Raw genomic sequence first — 19256 nt, forward strand, 5'->3', positions numbered from 1 at the left:
CGTCGATCGAGACACGCCCTCTCACCGGCGCGACCCCGGGCGAAGATAGGTAGGCCGGGCCGAAGGCGGTAGCTCCGCGGACGGCCCGGCCGGTTTTGCCTCTTGACAATGTTCAGCTCATATTAAAAGCCGCCCCTATTGTAAACGCCGCGGTATCGAAGGGTTATCTCGAAAAGCCGGCGACATTCCCTCGGTCGCGCGGTGCCTGGGGCGCGCTACAGCGCCCGGGCCTGATACAACCCCGCGTCCTGGAAGCCCAGGCCCCGATAGTATTCACGGGTTCCCACCGCGGAGATGACGTTCACCTGCCGATAGCCGGCGGCACGGGCGATATCGCAGGCGCGCTCGACCAACCGGCGCCCCAGGCCCTGGTGCTGGGCAACCGTGCCCTCCTCGCCCAGACGGGCGACGGCGCCGTAGACGTGCACCTCGCGAATCATCGCCTCCCCCTCGCGAACGGGCAGCTCGGAGCGATGCTCGCGCACATACGCCGCCCGCGGCATCGAGAGACGGCAGAATCCCGCGATACGGCCGTCCGGGGCTACCCATTGCAGAAAGCGCTCGCTCGTGTTGACCGTCTCGTAGGCCACCTCGTCGAGCCGCAGGTCCGCGAGCTGCACGTTGCCCGTTCCCACCTCGCGGAACCGGATCTCGCCGATGCTCCGCGCCTCCCCGTCGGTCGCCGACAGTTTGCGCAGCCGATGCTCCACCAGCTGCCGAAGGTTAGGCTTCTTGTTGCCCGCCACGATATCGTGGGAGGAGAAATCGCGGATCATGCGCGAGATGCGAACATAGGGCGGCGTGGCGAGCACATCGGAAACCAGGACATCCAGCAGCTCTTCCTCCGAATAGGGCCGCCATGCACCCCGCTCGAACAGGGCGGACAGTCGCGAGCTCTCGATCAAGGCACAGGGGTAGAGCTTGACCTCGTCCGGACGAAACGCCGGGTCGTCCACCAGGCGCCGGTAATCAGCTTTGTCGCGCTCGGGCGTGGCGAGGACGAGGTTCACCATGGCATGGGCATGGATCTTGAACCCGTAGATGCGCAGGAGCTCGAACGCCCGCTCGATGCACTCGACGGAAATGCCGCGACCGTTGGCGTCGAGCACCTCCTGGTCCGTGCTCTGTACGCCGATCTGCACCTTCGTGGCCCCGAGCCGCCGGATGATCGCGAGCGCATCGGACGTGACCGCGTCCGGACGGGTCTCGACCACGAGCCCCACCACCCGATGACGGGCGCCCTCGTTCCGGTGCTGCTCGCGCAGTAGTTCCTCCCAGGTTGCCACCTGGCGCTCCGTGGCGCGGCGGGAGGCGGGATCCTCTCCATAACAGCGCCGCCAGGCCTCGTTATAGGTCATCGTTCCAGCGTCGATGGCTTCCTGAATCCGGGCGCGGCGCCCGTCGGCGTCGCCGGGGGCGACCGGGCGCCGACGCACGGAGCCCCGCACCGCGGCAACACCGTCGTTCAGTGCCCGGAACAGCTCGCGCACGAACCAGACCTGGTAGCTCTCGGGGTAGTCGCTCCACGTACCGCCCAGGATGATGAGCTCAACCTTATCCGTGGCGTGCCCCATCTGGTCGAGCACCGTCAGGCGCGTGGCGACTTGCCGGTAGGGATCGAACCCGCACTGCTCCGCGCGCTCGCAGGCGGGCTCCGCGTGCAGGTAGCTCTTGGGCATGCGGATATCGCTCGGGCAGAAGAGGCAGTTGCCCGAGCAGGGCCAGGGCTTGGTGATGACGGTGATGGTCGCCACGCCGGAGGCGGTGCGGCGCGGCTTCATGCGCAGCGTCCGGAGCAGCGTCTCCTCGAGCTCGGGCGTCACGTTCCACGACGCCCAACGCGCCGGCTCATCGCGCTTGATTCGGTGGTAATAGGGCAGGAGGCGGCGCTTCGCCACCACGCGCTTCTCGAGCGGGGCACCCGCATCTGCGGCGCGCCGGAGCACCGCGTGCTGGATGCGCACGAGCTCGCGGTCATCGACGGCGCGTCCGGCGCGTAGGGCCGCCACTATCTCAAGAATGATCTCTTCCATGAGGAGCAGTGTAGCCCACGCGCCCGCACGCTACCATGAGGACATGGGAAAGGAGACTCCGTGCACGAACGCACCGCCCGCGCGCTGATCGCGCTCAACAACCGCTTCTACCGCCGCTGCGCGGCATCCTTCGACGCCACCCGGTCGGCACCCTGGACGGGTTGGCGGCGCGTGTTGGACGCGGCCCGAAGCACGGACGCGCTCGACCGCGCCGACGCAGGCGAACGGACCCGCATCCTCGACCTCGCATGCGGGAACCTCCGCTTTGAGCGCTTCCTTGCGCGCGAGCTCGGGGGGACGCCCATGGAGGTCTACGCCCTCGACGCCTGCCGGGAGCTCATGGGCGCCGCGGAGGGCACCGACCTGCCGCCCCTCCGCATCCGTGAGCTCGACGTTCTCGGCGCACTCCTCGCAGGCGATACCCCGCTGCAGGGGATTCCGCTCGTAGACCTCTCCGCCTGCTTCGGCTTCATGCACCACGTCCCCGGCGCCACCCTTCGCCAGAGACTCGTTGACGCCCTCGCCGGGCAGACGCGCCCCGGCGGGGTCATCGCGCTCTCGTTCTGGCGCTTCATGGACGACGCGCGCCTGGCGAGCAAGGCGCGGGAGGCCGATGAGAGAGCGGGCGCGGTCCTCGGCGAGCAGGGCGTTGACGTCCGCGAGTTCGACGAGGGCGACCATTTCCTGGGATGGCAGAACGACGCCCGCGCCCTCCGATACTGCCATCATGTCACCGAAGCGGAGATCGATGCCCTCGTCGCGGGCTGTTCCCACCCCGTGCGGGAAATCGACCGATTCTTCGCCGACGGGCGCAGCGGCATGTTGAACCGTTACCTCATCCTGCAGCGACGCTAGCCGCTCGACCGGCCGATCGCCCGGCGTGGGGGAACAGTCGGCACGCCGGCACCCGGCCCGCGATCGGCCGGCGTGCCGTAGAATGGTGCGGCCCACATCGCCCAACGAGAACTGGGAGCCGCCGTGCACGCCCGCATGCCCAAGAACTTCGTGCTGGAAGAGCGCATCGAGCGCTACGCCGACGCCATCGAATCCGCGCCCGCCGCCTGGCGGGGACGGTGGGCCCGAGCCTGCGCGCCGGCGGGAGGCGAGCCGTTTCGCGCGGTCAAGCTCGATCTCGGCTGCGGCAAGGGCTCGTTTCTCCTTGAGATGGCGCACCGCGAGCCCGACGTCCTCTGGCTAGGCGTGGATGCCGAGCCCGTCTGCGTGGTCTACGCGGCGGAGGCGGTGATGCGCACGGGCGCTCGCAACGTGCTCGTCATCCCCGCCCGCGCCGACCAGCTCAAAGACATCTTCGCCGCCGGTGAGCTCGACGCGGTGACCATCAACTTCCCCACGCCGTTTCCGCGCAAGAAGCAGGCGGGCGGTCGCGTCACCACCATCGACCGCTTGCTAGAGTACCGGCCGCTCCTCGCGTCCGGCGCGCGCATCACGCTGCGCACCGACAGCCAGCCCTTCCTCGACTTCACGCGGGGACAGCTCGTCGGCGCTGGGTATCGCCTGCTCTGGGAAAGCGTGGACGTGCGCGCGGAGCATCCCGACCTTCCCGCCACGGAATACGAGACCCGCCTGGGCGAGGAGGGGGCCCGCGCCCTCGGAATCTGCGCGATGGTCGGTCCCGAACCCGCGCCCGAGCAGATCGGGCAGGCACGCCGGGCGCCCGTCAGCCTCTTCGAGTACCTGCCGCATGACCTCTACGAGGGTCGCTATATCCCCCATGGCATGGACTACGCCGTGACCGTCTACCGCAACCGCCGGGCGAACGAGGCGCGCCGTCGCGAAGCACGCTCCTAGTACGACCCCTCGACTCAAAAAACGCGCCGCCCCATCCCGAAGAACCGGATGGGGCGGCGCGGCGACCAATCAACCTGCCGAGATGCGAGCGAGGCTCCCTACTCGTGCTCCGCGAATTCCGGGTGGTGAATCTGGAAGGCGAGCTCGGCCAGGTGCACGCCGTGCGTCAGGAACTCGTGCGTGCGGCAGATAGAGTCGTGCTCGCGCCCGAGCTTGGCGATGTAGCCGTTGATGTAGTCGACCTCGGTCTTGCGGCCCTTGGACATATCCTGGTACATGGACGGGTAGTGCAGCGGGTTGCCCACGCGGCTCACCTGCTCCACCGCCTTGAGCTCGGCCTGGCGGTCATCGTCCAGATAGATGCCCGCGCACTCGCAGGCGTCATAGGCCTCGTCGATGAGCTGGCGCGCCATATCGAGCGCACCGGGGTAGCTGATGAACTGGCCCATGGTGATCTGGTACATGGTGCAGAGCGTGTTCACCACGGAATTGAAGACGACCTTTGCCATGCACATGCCCACGAAGCCATCGGAGATGACCGGGTTGAAGTTCGACGCCTTGAAGTCGTCGAACATCTCGAGCTCCACGTCCGTCACCCGCTCGGTAAACGCGCACATGTGCATGTAGCCCGCACCAGGCTTGCCGATGAAGTCCACGTCGCCGGGACCGTTGAGCACCGTCGCCACCATGGCCGTGCCGCCGTAGATGCGATCATCGGAGAAGTAGCGCTGCAGCTTCTCGAAGTGTCCCCAGCCGTTCATGGCCGAGAACACCACCTGATGCTCGCGAAACAGGTGGGCACAGCGTTCGAGCACGCCCTCGAGCTGCATCTGCTTGGTCATGACGATCCAGACGTCCGGGTCGCCCGCGTAGTCCTCCGGCGTGAACATGTTGACCTTCACCAGATGGCGGCCCTCATGGTCGCGGCTCACGTAGACACCGCCCTGCTCGCGAACCTTATCCACGTTGGGCTGCCAGCAATCGACGAAGTCGACCTCCTTACCGGCGAGCTCCTGCAGCAAGACGCCGTAGCGATACCCCATGGCACCCGCACCGATAACCGCGTACTTCATGTTCTCTTCCCTTCACTCGCCGCACGGAGCGCCCGCGCGACACGCTTGACAGATCCGAACCAACACCATTGCGAATAGGCATCTTCAACGAGAAGAAGGGCCGCTGAAAACACTTCCAGCGGCCCTTCGCCAGCCGCCCGCAGATCCACGGGCTGGCATATATGGTGCATGTCAACCCGTGCTAGATAATCTCGATAATCCCGATGATCTTGATAGCCCGGATGGACAGCATGACGTGCTCCTTACGTACCCATTCGCTCGGTCCCACGCCCGGATGGCTTGGAACGCGGATATTGTGCTCCACTTTAATGGAGTAGAGTGCGAGCAGAGAGAGGCAACACATTTACGGCACATTCGTCGAACGTATGCCGCGCCGCATGGGAGCCGCCGATGGCAACGCCGCGCCGCTCGATTGACCGCTCCGTCCGCGCGCACGGGTATCATGGAGGCGCGCAACCGACGAAAGGCCCGCCATGGCAGCAGATGCAACAGATCCCACCTTCGACGCGTTCGCCCACGGCTCGCTGGGTACGCTCGCGCCCAGCTGGTGGGAGGAAGAACCCGATGAGAACGGCAACGTAGCCGAGCCAGAACCCTGGCTTTCCGCCGAGACCGCCTATGAACGCTTCCTCTCCTGGGTCGAGGCACGCGGCATCACGCCCTGGACGCACCAGGAGGACGCGCTCTTCGCGCTCGCGGCGGGAAGCAACATGATCCTCGGCACGCCCACGGGCTCGGGCAAGTCGCTCGTGGCCATCGGCGAGCTGTTCCTCGGCCTCGCCACGGGTAAGCGCGGCTACTACACCGCTCCCATCAAGGCGCTCGTCTCGGAGAAGTTCTTCCAGTTGGTCGACATCTTCGGTCGCGACAACGTCGGCATGGTGACGGGTGATTCGCACATCAACACGAAGGCGCCCATCATCTGCTGCACGGCCGAGATCCTCGCCAACCAGGCCCTCGCCGAGGGGGCCGACGCCGACGTGGGCCTCATCGCCATGGACGAGTTCCACTTCTTCGCAGACCCCGACCGCGGATGGGCATGGCAGGTGCCGCTCCTCACGCTTCCCCATGCGCAGTTTCTCCTGATGAGCGCCACGCTGGGAGATATGTCGGCGATCGCGGCCACCCTCGAACGGGAAACCGGCCGCGAGGTGGAGCGGATTCTTAACGCACCGCGGCCGGTACCGCTCTCGTATCAATACGTGAAGACCGCGCTCGAGGCGACGGTTGAACTCGCGCTCAGACAGGGGGATGCGCCTCTCTACATCGTGCACTTCTCGCAGGACGCAGCCCTCACGAGCGCCCGTGCGCTTGCGAGCTACGGCGTGGCGACCAAGGAGCAGCGCGAGGCGATCAAGGAGGCCCTTCACGGCGCGCGCTTCAACACGGCCTTCGGAAAGACGCTCAAGCACCTGATCAGCTGCGGCGTGGGCCTGCATCACGCAGGCCTCCTCCCACGCTACCGTCTGCTCGTCGAAAAGCTCGCCCAGCAGGGGCTCTTGCCCGTGATCTGCGGCACGGACACCCTGGGCGTGGGCATCAACGTCCCCATCCACACGGTGGTGCTCACCGGCCTCACCAAGTTCGACGGCGTGAAGCAGAGGCGCCTGCGCTCGCGCGAGTTCCATCAGATCGCGGGGCGCGCGGGGCGCTCCGGCTTCGACACCGAGGGCGTGGTGATCGCCGAGGCGCCCGAGCACGAGATCGAGAACTTCAAGGCCGAGCTCAAGGCCATGGGCGACCCCAAGAAGATGAAGCGCCTGAAAAAGAAGAAGCCGCCCGAGGGATTCGTCACCTGGAACGAAGCGACGTTCACCCGGCTCATCGACGCCCCGCCCGAGACGCTGCGCCCGCGCCTGCGCGTGACGCATTCCATGGTGCTCGCCGAGGTCGAGCAGGGCGGTGATGCCCGCGCGCGCGTGGACGACATCATCGACCGCTCGCTCCAATCCGATGAGGAGAAGGCCGCGCTCCACGGCCGCGCCGCCGAGATCTTCGCCACCCTCATCGACGCCGGCGTGGTCGTGCAGAAGGCGGTGCAAGGGGACGGTCCCGATCCCGCCACCGCGTACGAGCTCACCGTCGATCTGCCCGAGGACTTCGCGCTCGACCAACCGCTCTCCCCCTTCCTCCTCGCCGCGCTCGAGCTCCTGGACCCGGAATCCCCCACCTACGACATGGACCTCATCTCGTTCGTGGAAGCTACGCTCGAGGACCCCAAACAGGTGCTGCGAGCCCAGGAGCGCCGCGCGCGCGACGAGGCGATGGCCGCCATGAAGGCCGAGGGCGTGGACTTCGAGGAGCGCGTGGAACGCGTGCGCGACGTCACCTACCCCAAGCCTCTGGAAGAACAAATCGATACCGCTTACCAGGCCTATTGCGAGAAGGTTCCTTGGGCGCGCGACTTTGAGCCCGCGCCCAAGAGCGTGCTGCGCGACATGTTGGAGACGGGCTGCGATTTCAAGAGCTACATCCAGAGCTACAAGATCGAGCGCTGCGAGGGCATCTTGCTCCGCTACCTCGCCGAGGCCTTCCGCGCGCTCGACCGCACCGTACCCGCCGACAAGAAGACGCCTCAGCTGGACGACGTGGTCGCCTGGCTCGGGCTCATCGTGCGCTCCGTGGACTCCAGCCTGGTGGACGAATGGGCCGCCGCGGGGCAGCCCATCGACGCCGCTCCCCCCAAGCCGGCCGACGAGGTGGTCGCCGACCGCCGAGGACTCACCGTGCTCGTACGGAACGCCCTCTTCCATCGTGTGCGCCTGGCGGCCCGCGACCGCGCCGACGAACTGGGCGCCCTCGACGAGGACTGGGGCTTTGGGACACTCCGCTGGAAGCGCGTCCTGGACGCGTTCTACGAGGCGCACGACGAGCTACTCACCGATGCCGACGCGCGGTCCGCCGCCTACCTCTCCATCGACGAGGCCGACGAGAAGACCGACCACGTCTGGCACGTGCACCAGGTCTTCGCCGATGCCGACGGCGACCACGACTTCGGCATCATGGCCGACGTGGACTTGAACGCCACGCAGGACGGCGACGGCGTGGTCTTCAAGAACTACAAGGCCGGCGTGATCGAGGAGCTGGTGAGCTGACAAAGAGGCGATCCGTCCGGCGCGGCCGGATCGCCGGACTGGTTGGAAGGGGCTGCTATGCCTGCATATTCGCCTGTTGTTGAGACGGTTCTCGAACATAACCGCGCGTTCGTGGAGAGCGGGGCGTGGCGCGACCATGCGGCGCCGGGACGACCCGCCAAGCAGCTTGCCGTGGTGGCATGCATGGACACACGGCTCACGCGCCTGCTGCCAGAGGCGCTCGGGCTCGAGAACGGCGACGCCAAGCTGATCAAGGTCGCCGGGGCCACGATCATGGAGCCCTACGGCGAAGTCATGCGATCGCTGCTCGTTGCCGTGGCGGAGCTCGGCGTGACGGACATCATGGTCGTCGGCCACACGCGCTGCGGTACCTGCGGCATGGAGGCGGACCATATGCTCGACGAGCTCGAGCGGGCCGGCGTGTCCCGGGAGCGCATCGAGCGCGCCGTGGCCGAGGATCCGCGCGCGGGAAGCTTCCTGAACGGATTCGCCATCCTCGAAGACGAGGTCGCCGCGAGCGTGCGCAAAATTCGCGAGCATCCCCTCATGCCCGAGAGCGTCCGCGTCTCCGGCTTCACAATCGACATCGAAACGGGCCGGCTCACTCCTGTCTCCGTCTAATTATCTATTATCGAACATCTGTCCGCTCCAATGGGTATCATCGAGGCAACGTTCCCGAGCGGCCGGATGGAGGAGCCATGGGCGGCAAGGCAAACCAGATTACGCTACGCGACTACCAGCGCGAATGCATCGACGTGATCGCCGGTCTCCCCGCCGGCTCCCATCTGGTTCAGATGGCCACGGGCCTCGGCAAGACCGTCACCTTCGCCAACATCCCCCGACACGGCCGCATGCTCGTGCTCTCCCACCGAGACGAACTCGTCTACCAGCCCGTCAAGTACTTTGACTGCCCAGTGGGCGTGGAGAAGGCCATCGAGCACAGCCATGGCGAGGAAGTCGTCTCCGCCTCCGTGCAGACCCTTTCGCGCGAGCGCCGGCTGAAGCAGGCGTTTCACCCCGGCGACTTCGACCTCATCGTCACCGATGAGGCGCACCACGCCCTCGCCCCCAGCTACCAAAAGATCTACGACTATCTGCAGCCGCGCCTGCACGTGGGCTTTACCGCCACGCCACGCCGCGGTGGCGACCGCGGTCTTTCCGACGTGTTCGAGGACATCGTGTTCTCGCGCGACCTCAAATGGGGTATCGAACACGGGTATCTGACCGACATCGACTGCCGCCGCGTGACGGTGGAGTGGGACACGCGCCACGTCCGTCGGCGCGCGGGGGACTTCCAGCCGGGAGCGCTCGATGAAGCGGTGAACCGACCCGCTACCAACGAGCAGGTCGCGCAAGCGTACGCCGACCTGCACGAGGGCCAGACCCTGCTCTTCGCCACGAGCGTGGGGCACGCGCACGCCCTCGCCCGGCTCATTCCCCGCTCCCGCGTGGTGGACGGCACCACCCCGCTCGAGGAGCGGCGCGAGATCATACGCGCCTTCACCGCGCGCGAATTCGACTGCCTGCTGAACTTCGGCGTCTTTACCGAGGGCACCGACCTGCCGCTCATCGAGACGGTGCTCATCGCCCGTCCCACCAAGAACCCCGCGCTCTACACCCAGATGGTCGGGCGCGGCCTCCGTCTGTACCACGACGACGCCACGGGCTACACCAAGCAGGCGCTCCGCCTCATCGACTGCATGGGTGTCACCGACGACCTCTCCATCTGCACCCCGCCCACGCTCCTCGGTATGAACGAGAAGGACTTCTCGCCCATCGCCAAGCGCCAGCTCGAGGGCTCGCTCCTCCATCTGGAGGAGCGCATCGAGGCAGCCGAGGACACGCCCGAGGGCTGGGTGCTTCGCAGCCGCGAGGTCGATCTGCTCGACTCCAAGAGTGGGCTCGCCTGGGTCCTCCATGCCAACGGCGAACGCCATCTCTCGGGAACCGGCTGGTCCGTGGCCATGCACCGTCCCGACCTCCTGGGCGGCGTGGAAGTGGAGTTCCGTGGGCGCCAGACGAGCAAGCGAGCCTTCAAGAGCGTGGCCGAGGCGGAGCGCCGCGTGGCGCGGTGGCTCTCGGAAAACCCGCTGACCCGCGATGAGCAGCAGTTCTGGGCAGCGGATCGCGTGGAGGAATGGGCCCATAAGCCGGCAACGGAGAAGCAGGTGGACCTTGCCTGCCGCCTTCTGGGCGACGACGCCGAGAAGCTGCTCGACCTGGACGCACTCTCCCGTCGCGACGCCCAGGTAATCATCCAGAACGCGCAGGCCAAACGCGAAGACGCCGATGCCGCGCATTACGGGCGCTGCCCACGCTGCGGGCGGGCGCTCAAGCCAAGCGCATCCGGGCGCTCCCTCACCTGCTACAGCAACCATTGGGAGAAAAGCGGCGATACCTGGAAGCTCACCGCAGGCTGCGGGTACACGCGGAAGCTGAGGTAACAACACCGCCCGGACCGTAAACGCGGTTCGGGCGGGAGCAGAAGGGCTCTTTGCAAGCTTCGTGATTGAAGCGCTAACGCATGCGCTTTCGAGCCGCGCCGGGGGCGAGCGCCGCGGCTCCAAGGACTGCGAAACCCGCAACGGCGGCATAATCGCCGTCATCGGTCTGCAGCAGGGTCGATGCGGGCTTCTTGGTCACCTGCTTCTGTGGCGACGCCGGTTTTTGCGCAGGCCGCTGCTCGGGTTTCCCCTCCGAGCGCGTCCGCGTGGTGCGCGAACCCGTCGGCGCCCCCGTGCGCGATCATAGCCCCTTATACGCTCCGCCCCATCGGTGAGCCTCGATGGGGCGGAGCGTTTTTCCGGTCCCTTTCTCGCGGTCTGAAAGCAAAGGGGTCGGAACGCTCTTTTGCAAGCGTCCCGACCCCAACGTATATGCGAGCTGGCTTGTTCGTGCGCCCCCAGATTACGCGAGCACGCCGGCAAGGCCCTCGATGAGCGCGTCCACATCGTCCTTGGTGCAGATCAGCGGCGGCAGGAAGCGCAGTGTGTGCTTGCCCGTGGCGTTGATGACGAAACCGGCCTCGAGCGCGCGGGTTACCACGTCGTGCGCATCGCCCGCAGCCTCGTCCAGGTCGCAGCCGCGTATGAGGCCGCGACCGCGCACCTCGACCACGTGCGGTAGCGTCTCGAGCTTGCTCGCGAAGTAGGTGCCCACCTCGCGTGCGCGCTCGTCGTAGTCACCGCGCGTGAGCTCGGCGAGCACCGCGGAGGTCGCGGCTACGGCCAGGCAGCCGCCACCGAAGGTGGTGCCGTGGTTGCCCGGCTTGAAGGCCGCCGCAACCTCCGCCTTCGCCATGAAGGCGCCCATGGCCACGCCGCCGCCGATACCCTTGGCGAGGCTCATGATGTCGGGCTCCACGCCATAGGTCTGCCAGGCGAAGGGCTTGCCGGAACGGAAGATGCCCGTCTGTACCTCGTCGGCGATCAGCAGGGCGCCGTTCTCGTGCGCCAGGTCGCGCATAGCCTCCATGAACTCCTGGGAGAGGGGATGCACGCCGCTCTCGCCCTGGATGGGCTCGTACATGATCGCGCAGATCTCGTGGCCGAGCTCGGCGAAGAGCGCCTGCAGCTGCTCGATATCGTTGGGCTCGCACGCGACGAAGCCACCCGGTAGCGGACGGAAATCGTCCTGCAGCCAATCCTGCATGGTCGCGGCGACCGTCTCGAGCGTGCGGCCATGGAAGCTGCCGCGAAGCGCCACGATGGTGTTGCCGCCGTTGCCCAGGCGCTTGGCGTAGAGGCGCGCGAGCTTCATGGAACCCTCGTTGGCCTCGGCGCCGGAGTTGGCGAAGAACGTCTGCCACACCTGCTCTTCCTCCGCGGGCGCGGACGCCGCGACCACCCCGGTCTCGTCACCGGCGGCGATGGCGTCGGCGGTCTTGCGGGCGCCCTCGCGGTCCCCGTTGGCCAGCTTGGAGAGCAGGGCGGCCGCCTCGCCGCGATGCTCGATGTAGAAGTAGTTGGACACGTGGAGCAGCTGCTTCACCTGCTCCTCGAGCGCCTTGGTGAGCACGGGATGGTTGTAGCCCAGGCAGTTCGCGCCGATGCCGGCGAGAAAGTCGCGGTACTCGCGACCGTCATCGCCCACCAGCGTCATGCCGTCGCCACGAACGAACTCAACCTCCGAGCGCCCGTACGTGTGCATCACATAGCGCGATTCCAATTCCTTCTGCTGTTCGAGAGACATTGACATTCCTTTCTATTGCCACCGCGACGCATTGCGTTTCGTCCCGGTGATACCCGATTCGCCAACCGGAGCTTCGAGCGCGCGGGAACCCACACCCTCGTGTCCGCATTCATTATGCGCTAGCTCCGGTAGTCCGCGTTGATGGAGATGTAGCCGTGCGTGAGGTCGCAGGTCCAGACCGTGGTCTCGGCATCGCCCGCATGAAGGTCCGCGACGATGGTGATCTCCGTACGCTCGAAGCGCCTGAGCGCCTCGTCCTCGTCGAAGGGCACCGTGAGCCCCGCCCTGCAGACCGGCAGGTCCATGATGTCGATATCGACCTTGGTCTGGTCGAACGGCACACCGCACTTGCCGAGCGCCGCGGCGATGCGGCCCCAGTTGCAATCGTGCCCCGCGATTGCCGTCTTCACCAGCGGCGAGTTTGCCACAGAACGGGCGAGCGCGTCGGCCTCCTCGTCCGAGGCGGCGCCCTTCACCGTGACGGTGACCAGGCGCGTGGACCCCTCGCCATCGCCCGCGATCTGACGGGCCAGGTTCTCGCACACGCTGCGCGTGGCCGCGGCGAGCTCCTCGAAGGCCGGGGTGCCCTCGCGGATGGGCTCCGCCTCCTTGGCGGCGGCACCGGAAGCGAGCATGAAGCAGGTGTCGTTCGTGGAGGTATCGGAATCGACCGTCACCTTGTTGAAGGTGGCGGAAACGGCGGCGGAAAGCGCTGCGCGCAGCGCCGAGGGCTCCACCGGGGCATCGGTGGTGATGACCGCGATCATGGTGGCCATGTTGGGCATGATCATGCCTGAGCCCTTGCACATGCCGCCCACGATGAACTTCTTGCCGGCAAAGGCCGGGTCCGCGCTCTCCCACTCCACGGCGCACTCCTTGGGGTGCGTGTCCGTGGTCATGATGGCGCACGCCGCACCCTTGCCGCCCTCGCGGGAGAGCGCCTGATACGCCGCGGGCACACCCGTCTCGAAGCACTCGAGGCCGAGCTGCTGGCCGATCACGCCCGTGGATGCCACGAGTACCTCGCTCGGCGCGCAGCCGACGGTCTCGGACACGATGCGGCACGTGGCACGCGCCGTCTCCAGGCCGGGTTCACCCGTTGCCGCGTTCGCGTTCCCGGAATTGATGACGACGGCCTGAGCCGTACCGTAGCAGCGCTCCGCACCGCCCAGCTGCGCCCGGCTCACCTGTACGGGAGCGGCGCAGAAACGGTTCGTGGTAAACGTGGCAGCAGCGGCAGCGGGCTCGTCGGCAACCACGAGTGCCATGTCGGGGCGAGCCGGGTTCTTGCGGAAGCCCACATGCAGGCCGCAGGCCGAAAAACCCCATGCGGAGGTAACGCCACCACCGCTGATCACGTTCCTATTCGTCAAGGGCAGCTCGTTATCCATGTGCCTCGCCTTCCGCAAAAATACAATCTAAGTTGACTTAGCATAGGCCCGCGCGGGAACGGTGCCTGCGAGAGCGCCGCCTTGTCCATAAGTGTTAAAACGGAATTCACAGCTTTTTAATCAGACGAGCGCCGCGGCTCCGGGCAATGCATAAATTATATGCAGACTCGCCCATCTCGGTCACGCGTGGCCACTCACACGCGGGTCTGCCCTCCGCGAGCGCGAACAACCAAAGCCCGAAGCACGGCCCCTGTAGCAGCACCGCAGCAATCGAGCAGGACATCCGTTACCTGTCCGGAGCGACCGGGCACGAAGAGCTGAATCGTCTCGTCGATGCTCGGTACGAGCGCAAGCACCGCCGCTACGAGCAGATAGGCACGGGGATTGCGCGCCCACGCGGGGCCTAGGGCGTTCGAGACGAGCACGCCGAGCACCGCGTACTCGGTGAAATGGGCGGTCTTTCGCACCAGATAGTTCGTCACCCATCCACTCGGCAGGCCCAGAGACCCCAGCAGGGAACGGATAGCGCTCATGACCTCGAGGCTCAAGCTGCCGCTCCCCGTTCCGGGCACCAATGAGTTCCCCCAGATGAGGAGCACCATGACGCACGACGCCGCGAGCCAGGGCAAGCTGAGGGAAAGCCCCTCGCGAGCATGCAAGGTTCGTTTTGCCATGAACGGCTACGCCTCGGCGCGAAGACGGGGCATCGAGGCGGTGCCGCCCTGGATGACGCGCAGGAACTCGCGATTCGTGCGACGCAGGCTCTGCGAGGAGGAGTGCGAGAGCTCCTCGCCGACCATCTCGTTCACCCGGCCGTGTATCTCGGTCTCGCGCTCGCCCTCGGCAACCGCGCTCGCGCGCTCCGCCGTTTCGGGAACCGTCTCGTGACGAGGTGCGCGCGGCGCGCTTTCGAACACGTTCTCGGCATCCGCCACGGGTTCTTCCAGAATCGCGACGGCGGCCGCCCACATGTCCTCGTGGCCGGCATAGGGAGGCTCGGGCGCCGACGCGGCGCTCGGCGCGCTCTCCACGACGACCCCCGTTGCCTCGAAGTCCGAGCCGGAAACATCGTCCAGAGAGGAAAGCGCGGCACGCAGCGCGGCGTCGGTATCGCAGGCATCGGCGTCCCCAGCAACCGATACGGGCTCGCTGACCGCCGTCTGCGCCACCCCCATCGGATCGTCCGGGTACCCCGCTGCGGCCATGAACGACGCCGTGACGCCGGCAGGTTGATATGCCGGGGCTGAGAAGGCGGCGGAAGCGGGCGCAGCCGCCGCACCGGCCGGCGCAGTAGACCCGGCCTTCGCCGCCTCGCGGGCGAGCTCGGCGAAGGCGATCTCATAGATATCACGCGACTTCACAGGGTCGCAGCTCACCGGGGAATCCTCGTTCAACAGGGCATCGATCTCGGTCCAGGCGTCTTCCTCGGACATGGCCCCCACGGCACGCGAGATGACCGGCACGCCCGACGATCCGCGGCCCCGCGAGGGCGATGCCGTACCGGCAGCGTCCCCCTCCGCGGCGCCCTTGCCGAAGAACCGGCTTCCCGAGCGCGTCGATTCATCCGCAACCCCATCGACTTCGGAGCGCGTCTCGAGCGCGTGCAGGGACGCCATGGCCACGGCGCACATGCCGGCACCCGCCACGGCACCGATGGCGAACGGCACGCCGCCCGCGAGCACCGTCTGGTGGGCATCCGCGAGCGAGGTAGTCGCCACGAACGCCACCGTCGGCGCCATGAGGCCGATGCCTCCAGCGAGCCCTGCCGCAACGGCGGGATGCGCATATGTCCGAACAGCCATTTCCTGCCCCTTCATCGCGTGTTCCGCAGGTCAGGCCAACGATTTGTTGGCCAGAGCCCTCTTGAGCGAGTCCGCACGAAACCGATGGATGAGAGCGGTGCGGAGGCGATTGCCCCCTTGCAACGGATGTGGTTCGTTTCATCTGCGTTTTCCGTCGCGAACGTACCCTGCATTATGGAAGAATCCGCAGATGATTGCAAGGCTCACGCGTGACGGCGAACCCCCTCGCGCGGCAACGCTCGCGGATACGCGGAAAGCACGCCGACGGCGGCACCGTATAATGGCGGCAGCCAATCGAAGGGAGCTCGCCATGCCCACCATCGCCATCGTCACCGGTGCCTCATCCGGCCTCGGCAAAGAGCTCGTGCGTCAGATCGATGCCGGCGGCATCGGTCCCGTGGACGAGATCTGGGCCGTCGGCCGCAGCGAGAACCGCCTATCCGCCCTCGTTCGCACGTGCAGGACGACCGTTCGCCCCTTCTGCCTCGACCTCACCGACCCCGGCGCGTACGACCTCCTCGAGGGTGCGCTCGCCGAGACCGCCGGCGCGCGCGTGCGGCTCCTCGTGAACAACGCGGGCTTTGGCACCGCCGGGGACTTCGCCCTCCAGGACCGTGACTCCGCGAGCAGCATGATCGACATCCTCATGCGCGCACCCGTTGAGCTCGCGTACCGGGTTCTCCCCTACATGACGGCGGGTTCTCGTATCCTCAACACGTCTTCTGTGGCCGCCTTCACCGCGCAGCCGCGCCTTGCCGTCTACAGCTGCGCCAAGCGCTTCATCCTCGATTTCTCCCGCGCCCTCGACGCCGAACTCGGCGATGTCGACATCCACGTCACCGCCGTCTGCCCCAAGTTCATGCGGACGGGTTTCCTCGACCATCCCGGAGACGGCGAAGCCATGGGCAAGATGACGACGATCGGCTTCGAGCGCGTTGAGGACGTGGCAGCCAAGGCCATCGCCGCCTCCAACGCCGGCCGCGCCCTCTGCATCCCCTCCCCCGACATGAAGGCGTACTACGCGCTCACCAAGGTGCTTCCGTACCCGCTTGTCCTCAAGGCGGAAAAGCTGCTCGGAGCCTGGTAAACGCCGTCACCGACCGGCATGGAGGGTTCCCGGATCCGCCCGGCGACCTCCGCAGCGAACTGAGGAAACGTCCTCGCCGGACCCGAGGAACGGGATGCGGTCCCCGAGAGTTCCACAACAAAGAGAACGTCCTCGTTCAGCCCGTTCCACGGGTCCGGCGAGGACGTTTTCCAGTTTCGCGAGGACCGAGCAGGGCGGATCCGGGAACCCTCCCTGCCCGTCGGGGCTGCAACGACGCTACAGCGCCTCGGGGTGGTCCTGCGCCTTCTTGGCCGTGCGGATGAGGAACTCCTGGTTGCTGTCCGTGGCCTTGAGTCCCTTGATGAAGCTGGCGGCGGCGCGCTCGGTGTTGTTCATGCCGGCGAGGATGCGACGGATGCCCCACACGAACGGGCGGAGGGAGTCATCGATCAGCAGGTCCTCGTTGCGCGTACCGGACGCGATGGGGTCGATGGCCGGGAAGATGCGGCGATCGGCCAGGTCGCGATCGAGCTTGAGCTCCATGTTGCCCGTGCCCTTGAACTCCTCGAAGATCACCTCGTCCATCTTGGAACCCGTCTCCACGAGCGCGGAGGCCAGGATGGTGAGCGAGCCGCCGTTCTCGATGTTGCGCGCGGCACCGAGGAACTTCTTGGGCGGATAAAGCGCTGCGGAGTCAACGCCGCCGGACAGGATGCGGCCGGAAGCCGGGGCAGCCAGGTTGTAGGCGCGGGCCAGACGGGTGATGGAGTCCAGCACCACCACGACATCGCCGCCCATCTCGACCAGGCGCTTGGCGCGCTCGATCACGAGCTCGGACACGCGGGTGTGGTTATCGGCCGGCATGTCGAAGGTGGAGGCCACCACGTCGCCCCTGATGGAGCGCTGCATATCCGTGACTTCCTCGGGACGCTCGTCCACGAGCAGGCAGATGAGGTGCACTTCCGGGTTGTTGGCGGCGATAGACTGGCAGATGTGCTTCAACACGGTCGTCTTGCCGGCCTTGGGGGGCGAGACGATGAGACCGCGCTGACCCTTGCCGATGGGTGCCACGATATCGATGGCGCGGCCGGTGATGGACTCGCGACCGTGCTCCATGCGAAGCGGCTGGTTGGGATAGATGGGCGTGAGGTCGCTGAACTTGGGGCGGCGGCGCATCTCCTCGGGGTCAACGCCGTTCACGGTGCGGATCTTCGCCAGACCGGGGAACTTGTCGTTCGCGCGCATGGGACGGAGGGTGCCGGCCACCATATCGCCCGGGCGCAAGCCCGCGGCGCGGATGAGGTTCGCGGCCACGAAGGCATCGTCGCGGCTGGGCATGTAACCGTGGGCGCGGATGTAGCCGAAGCCGTCGTTGGTGATGTCGAGGATGCCCTCGATGTCGCGGAATCCCTCGGCACGCGCGGCGGCGGTGTAGACCTCCTCCACGAGCTCGGCCTTCTTCTTGCCCACGTACTCGATGCCGAACTCCTTGGCGCGCTCGCGCAGCTCGGCCACCTTGAGGGCGGCGAGCTCCTCGCGCGACACGCTCGGCTCGGTGGGTCCGTTGAAGCGGTTGTTGCGATTCTTGCGATTGTTGCCCTGGCGGTTATTGCGGCCGTTTCCGTTCCGATCGAAGCGGTCACCGCGCTGGTCGTTGCGACCCTGGTCGTTATTGCGCTGGTCGTTGCCGCGCTCCTCCTGGGCACGCTGATGGCGGCGCGAGCGGTGGTTGCCGGCAGCCGCGGCGTCCTCGGACTCCGCCGCGCGTACGGGAGCCGCTTCGGCAGCTTCCGCGGCTGCGGGAGCAGCCTCGGCGGCCATAGGCTTCTCGGACGCCGCTTCCTTCGCGGCGGCGCGGGAGCGACGGCCACGACCGGGACGCACGTCGGGCATCTCGCCCTCCGCCTTGGGGGCTGCAGCCGGGTCGCCGTCCCCTTCCTTGGCCGCATCCTGCCGCGCGAGATAGGCGGCCTGCTGGGCGGCGAGGGCGGCAGCCGCGGCCTTCTCCGCCTCAACATATGCCTTGGGTTTGCGACCACGACGATGCGGGCGAAGCGCCGGGTCTATGAGCGCCGCAGCCGCAGCCTGCGCGTCTCCGGCGGCACCGGAAGCGATGAGCGCCGCTGCACGGTCCTCCTCGGCGCGCTGCCTGCGCGCAACCTCAGCCTGGGAAACCTTGCTGAGCGCGCGGGCGGCCGCCACCTCGTCCGAAACGGTCTGCTCGGCCTCGGCGGGCGCATCAGCGGACACCTTCGCGGCGGCTTTCCGGGGACGACCGCGGCGGGCACGGGGCTTCTCCTCGACCTTCTCATCCGCGGGCACAGGCGCGGATGCCTCCGGTGCGGCAGATGCCACCGGGGCAGCGGCCTGCTCAGCGGCCCCCGTTGCAGCCTCGGCGTCCGCGGCCTTGGGCTTTCGCGTCCGACGGCGCGGCGCGGGGGCCTTCGCGGCGGGCGCGACCTCCTCGGCTGAAACCTCGGTCGGGAAATCGATCTTCTCTTGTTCTGCCACGTTATGCTCTTTCTTTCATCGGCCGCGCACTTCGGCAGCCGTCTTGAACACATGAAAGGGAAATGCAGGCGTAATTCGATAAATGTAAATGGGATACGCCATGCGCCTGTTCAGTGTAGCACAAAAAAGGGGCCGGGCAAGAAGCCCGACCCCTTAAAAGCAAAGGTAGAGGGATGCCTTGATTATCAACTTTATCCGAACACCTCCCACATTCATCCGCACATGTGCGGATGAATGTGGGAACCCGATACCCTGAGGGCCGGATCGGCCGGCCCCGGGAGATCGGAGGACGGCATGTCCGGA

The 19256-nt window shown here is 66.9% G+C and carries 13 protein-coding genes; 6 read left to right on the forward strand and 7 right to left on the reverse strand.

Annotation, left to right across the window (positions count from 1 at the left end; genetic code table 11):
• Positions 1 to 215: 215 nt before the first annotated feature.
• Positions 216 to 2033 carry an elongator complex protein 3 gene (locus GDJ97_RS01460; RefSeq protein WP_152069466.1) on the reverse strand — a complete coding sequence of 606 codons (1818 nt, stop codon included), beginning with the start codon at positions 2031 to 2033 and terminating at the stop codon, positions 216 to 218.
• Between the two features lie 60 nt (positions 2034 to 2093).
• On the opposite strand from GDJ97_RS01460, the gene GDJ97_RS01465 reads away from it, so the two are divergent.
• Positions 2094 to 2888 (forward strand): class I SAM-dependent methyltransferase, encoded by a 795-nt coding sequence (locus GDJ97_RS01465; RefSeq protein WP_152069467.1) that lies wholly within the window; start codon positions 2094 to 2096, stop codon positions 2886 to 2888.
• A 123-nt stretch (positions 2889 to 3011) separates the two neighbouring features.
• Entirely contained in the window at positions 3012 to 3842 is an 831-nt protein-coding gene (locus tag GDJ97_RS01470) for a tRNA (guanosine(46)-N(7))-methyltransferase TrmB (RefSeq protein WP_226808708.1), read from the forward strand.
• A 98-nt stretch (positions 3843 to 3940) separates the two neighbouring features.
• Here the strand turns inward: GDJ97_RS01470 and GDJ97_RS01475 are convergent, their stop codons facing one another.
• Positions 3941 to 4915: a ketopantoate reductase family protein gene (locus GDJ97_RS01475; RefSeq protein WP_152069468.1), complete on the reverse strand. Its 975-nt coding sequence runs from the start codon at positions 4913 to 4915 to the stop codon at positions 3941 to 3943.
• A gap of 473 nt (positions 4916 to 5388) precedes the next feature.
• Here GDJ97_RS01475 and GDJ97_RS01480 point away from each other — a divergent pair, with 473 nt between their 5' ends.
• The 3 genes from GDJ97_RS01480 to GDJ97_RS01490 all read left to right on the forward strand — a co-directional run bounded on the left by GDJ97_RS01480 (position 5389) and on the right by GDJ97_RS01490 (position 10454).
• Positions 5389 to 8010 (forward strand): RNA helicase, encoded by a 2622-nt coding sequence (locus GDJ97_RS01480; protein ID WP_152069469.1) that lies wholly within the window; start codon positions 5389 to 5391, stop codon positions 8008 to 8010.
• A 57-nt stretch (positions 8011 to 8067) separates the two neighbouring features.
• Positions 8068 to 8631 (forward strand): carbonic anhydrase, encoded by a 564-nt coding sequence (locus GDJ97_RS01485; protein ID WP_152069470.1) that lies wholly within the window; start codon positions 8068 to 8070, stop codon positions 8629 to 8631.
• Positions 8632 to 8708: 77 nt separating this feature from the next.
• Positions 8709 to 10454, forward strand: a complete 1746-nt coding sequence (locus tag GDJ97_RS01490; protein WP_152069471.1) for a DEAD/DEAH box helicase — start codon at positions 8709 to 8711, stop codon at positions 10452 to 10454.
• Positions 10455 to 10917: 463 nt separating this feature from the next.
• Here GDJ97_RS01490 and GDJ97_RS01495 read toward each other — a convergent pair whose 3' ends face one another.
• From GDJ97_RS01495 to GDJ97_RS01510, 4 genes are all read right to left on the reverse strand, one after another.
• A complete protein-coding gene (locus GDJ97_RS01495; protein ID WP_152069472.1) occupies positions 10918 to 12201 on the reverse strand; it encodes an aminotransferase class III-fold pyridoxal phosphate-dependent enzyme in 1284 nt (427 codons plus the stop codon).
• 119 nt (positions 12202 to 12320) lie between these two features.
• The gene (argJ, locus tag GDJ97_RS01500) at positions 12321 to 13592 is read right to left on the reverse strand and encodes a bifunctional glutamate N-acetyltransferase/amino-acid acetyltransferase ArgJ (protein ID WP_152069473.1); all 1272 of its coding nucleotides are present in this window, start codon (positions 13590 to 13592) and stop codon (positions 12321 to 12323) included.
• A gap of 194 nt (positions 13593 to 13786) precedes the next feature.
• On the reverse strand, positions 13787 to 14266 hold the full coding sequence (locus GDJ97_RS01505; RefSeq protein WP_152069474.1) for a VanZ family protein: 480 nt from the start codon (positions 14264 to 14266) through the stop codon (positions 13787 to 13789).
• 6 nt (positions 14267 to 14272) lie between these two features.
• Positions 14273 to 15394, reverse strand: coding sequence for a hypothetical protein (locus GDJ97_RS01510; RefSeq protein WP_152069475.1), 1122 nt, complete (start codon positions 15392 to 15394; stop codon positions 14273 to 14275).
• A 310-nt stretch (positions 15395 to 15704) separates the two neighbouring features.
• On the opposite strand from GDJ97_RS01510, the gene GDJ97_RS01515 reads away from it, so the two are divergent.
• Complete coding sequence (locus tag GDJ97_RS01515; protein ID WP_152069476.1) at positions 15705 to 16481, forward strand: SDR family oxidoreductase; 777 nt, start codon at positions 15705 to 15707, stop codon at positions 16479 to 16481.
• A 237-nt stretch (positions 16482 to 16718) separates the two neighbouring features.
• Here the strand turns inward: GDJ97_RS01515 and rho are convergent, their stop codons facing one another.
• Positions 16719 to 18953 carry a transcription termination factor Rho gene (rho, locus tag GDJ97_RS01520; protein WP_226808717.1) on the reverse strand — a complete coding sequence of 745 codons (2235 nt, stop codon included), beginning with the start codon at positions 18951 to 18953 and terminating at the stop codon, positions 16719 to 16721.
• Positions 18954 to 19256: the final 303 nt, after the last annotated feature.

This window comes from Collinsella sp. AK_207A, assembly GCF_902501965.1.
Taxonomy (GTDB): domain Bacteria; phylum Actinomycetota; class Coriobacteriia; order Coriobacteriales; family Coriobacteriaceae; genus Collinsella.

Coding starts and splice junctions, on each gene's coding strand:
- GDJ97_RS01505 (WP_152069474.1), bottom strand. CDS start 14,266: ATGGCAAAACGAACCTTGCATGCTCGCGAGGGGCTTTCCCTCAGCTTG.
- GDJ97_RS01490 (WP_152069471.1), top strand. CDS start 8,709: ATGGGCGGCAAGGCAAACCAGATTACGCTACGCGACTACCAGCGCGAA.
- GDJ97_RS01485 (WP_152069470.1), top strand. CDS start 8,068: ATGCCTGCATATTCGCCTGTTGTTGAGACGGTTCTCGAACATAACCGC.
- GDJ97_RS01510 (WP_152069475.1), bottom strand. CDS start 15,394: ATGGCTGTTCGGACATATGCGCATCCCGCCGTTGCGGCAGGGCTCGCT.
- GDJ97_RS01515 (WP_152069476.1), top strand. CDS start 15,705: ATGCCCACCATCGCCATCGTCACCGGTGCCTCATCCGGCCTCGGCAAA.
- GDJ97_RS01475 (WP_152069468.1), bottom strand. CDS start 4,915: ATGAAGTACGCGGTTATCGGTGCGGGTGCCATGGGGTATCGCTACGGC.
- argJ (WP_152069473.1), bottom strand. CDS start 13,592: ATGGATAACGAGCTGCCCTTGACGAATAGGAACGTGATCAGCGGTGGT.
- GDJ97_RS01495 (WP_152069472.1), bottom strand. CDS start 12,201: ATGTCTCTCGAACAGCAGAAGGAATTGGAATCGCGCTATGTGATGCAC.
- GDJ97_RS01460 (WP_152069466.1), bottom strand. CDS start 2,033: ATGGAAGAGATCATTCTTGAGATAGTGGCGGCCCTACGCGCCGGACGC.
- GDJ97_RS01480 (WP_152069469.1), top strand. CDS start 5,389: ATGGCAGCAGATGCAACAGATCCCACCTTCGACGCGTTCGCCCACGGC.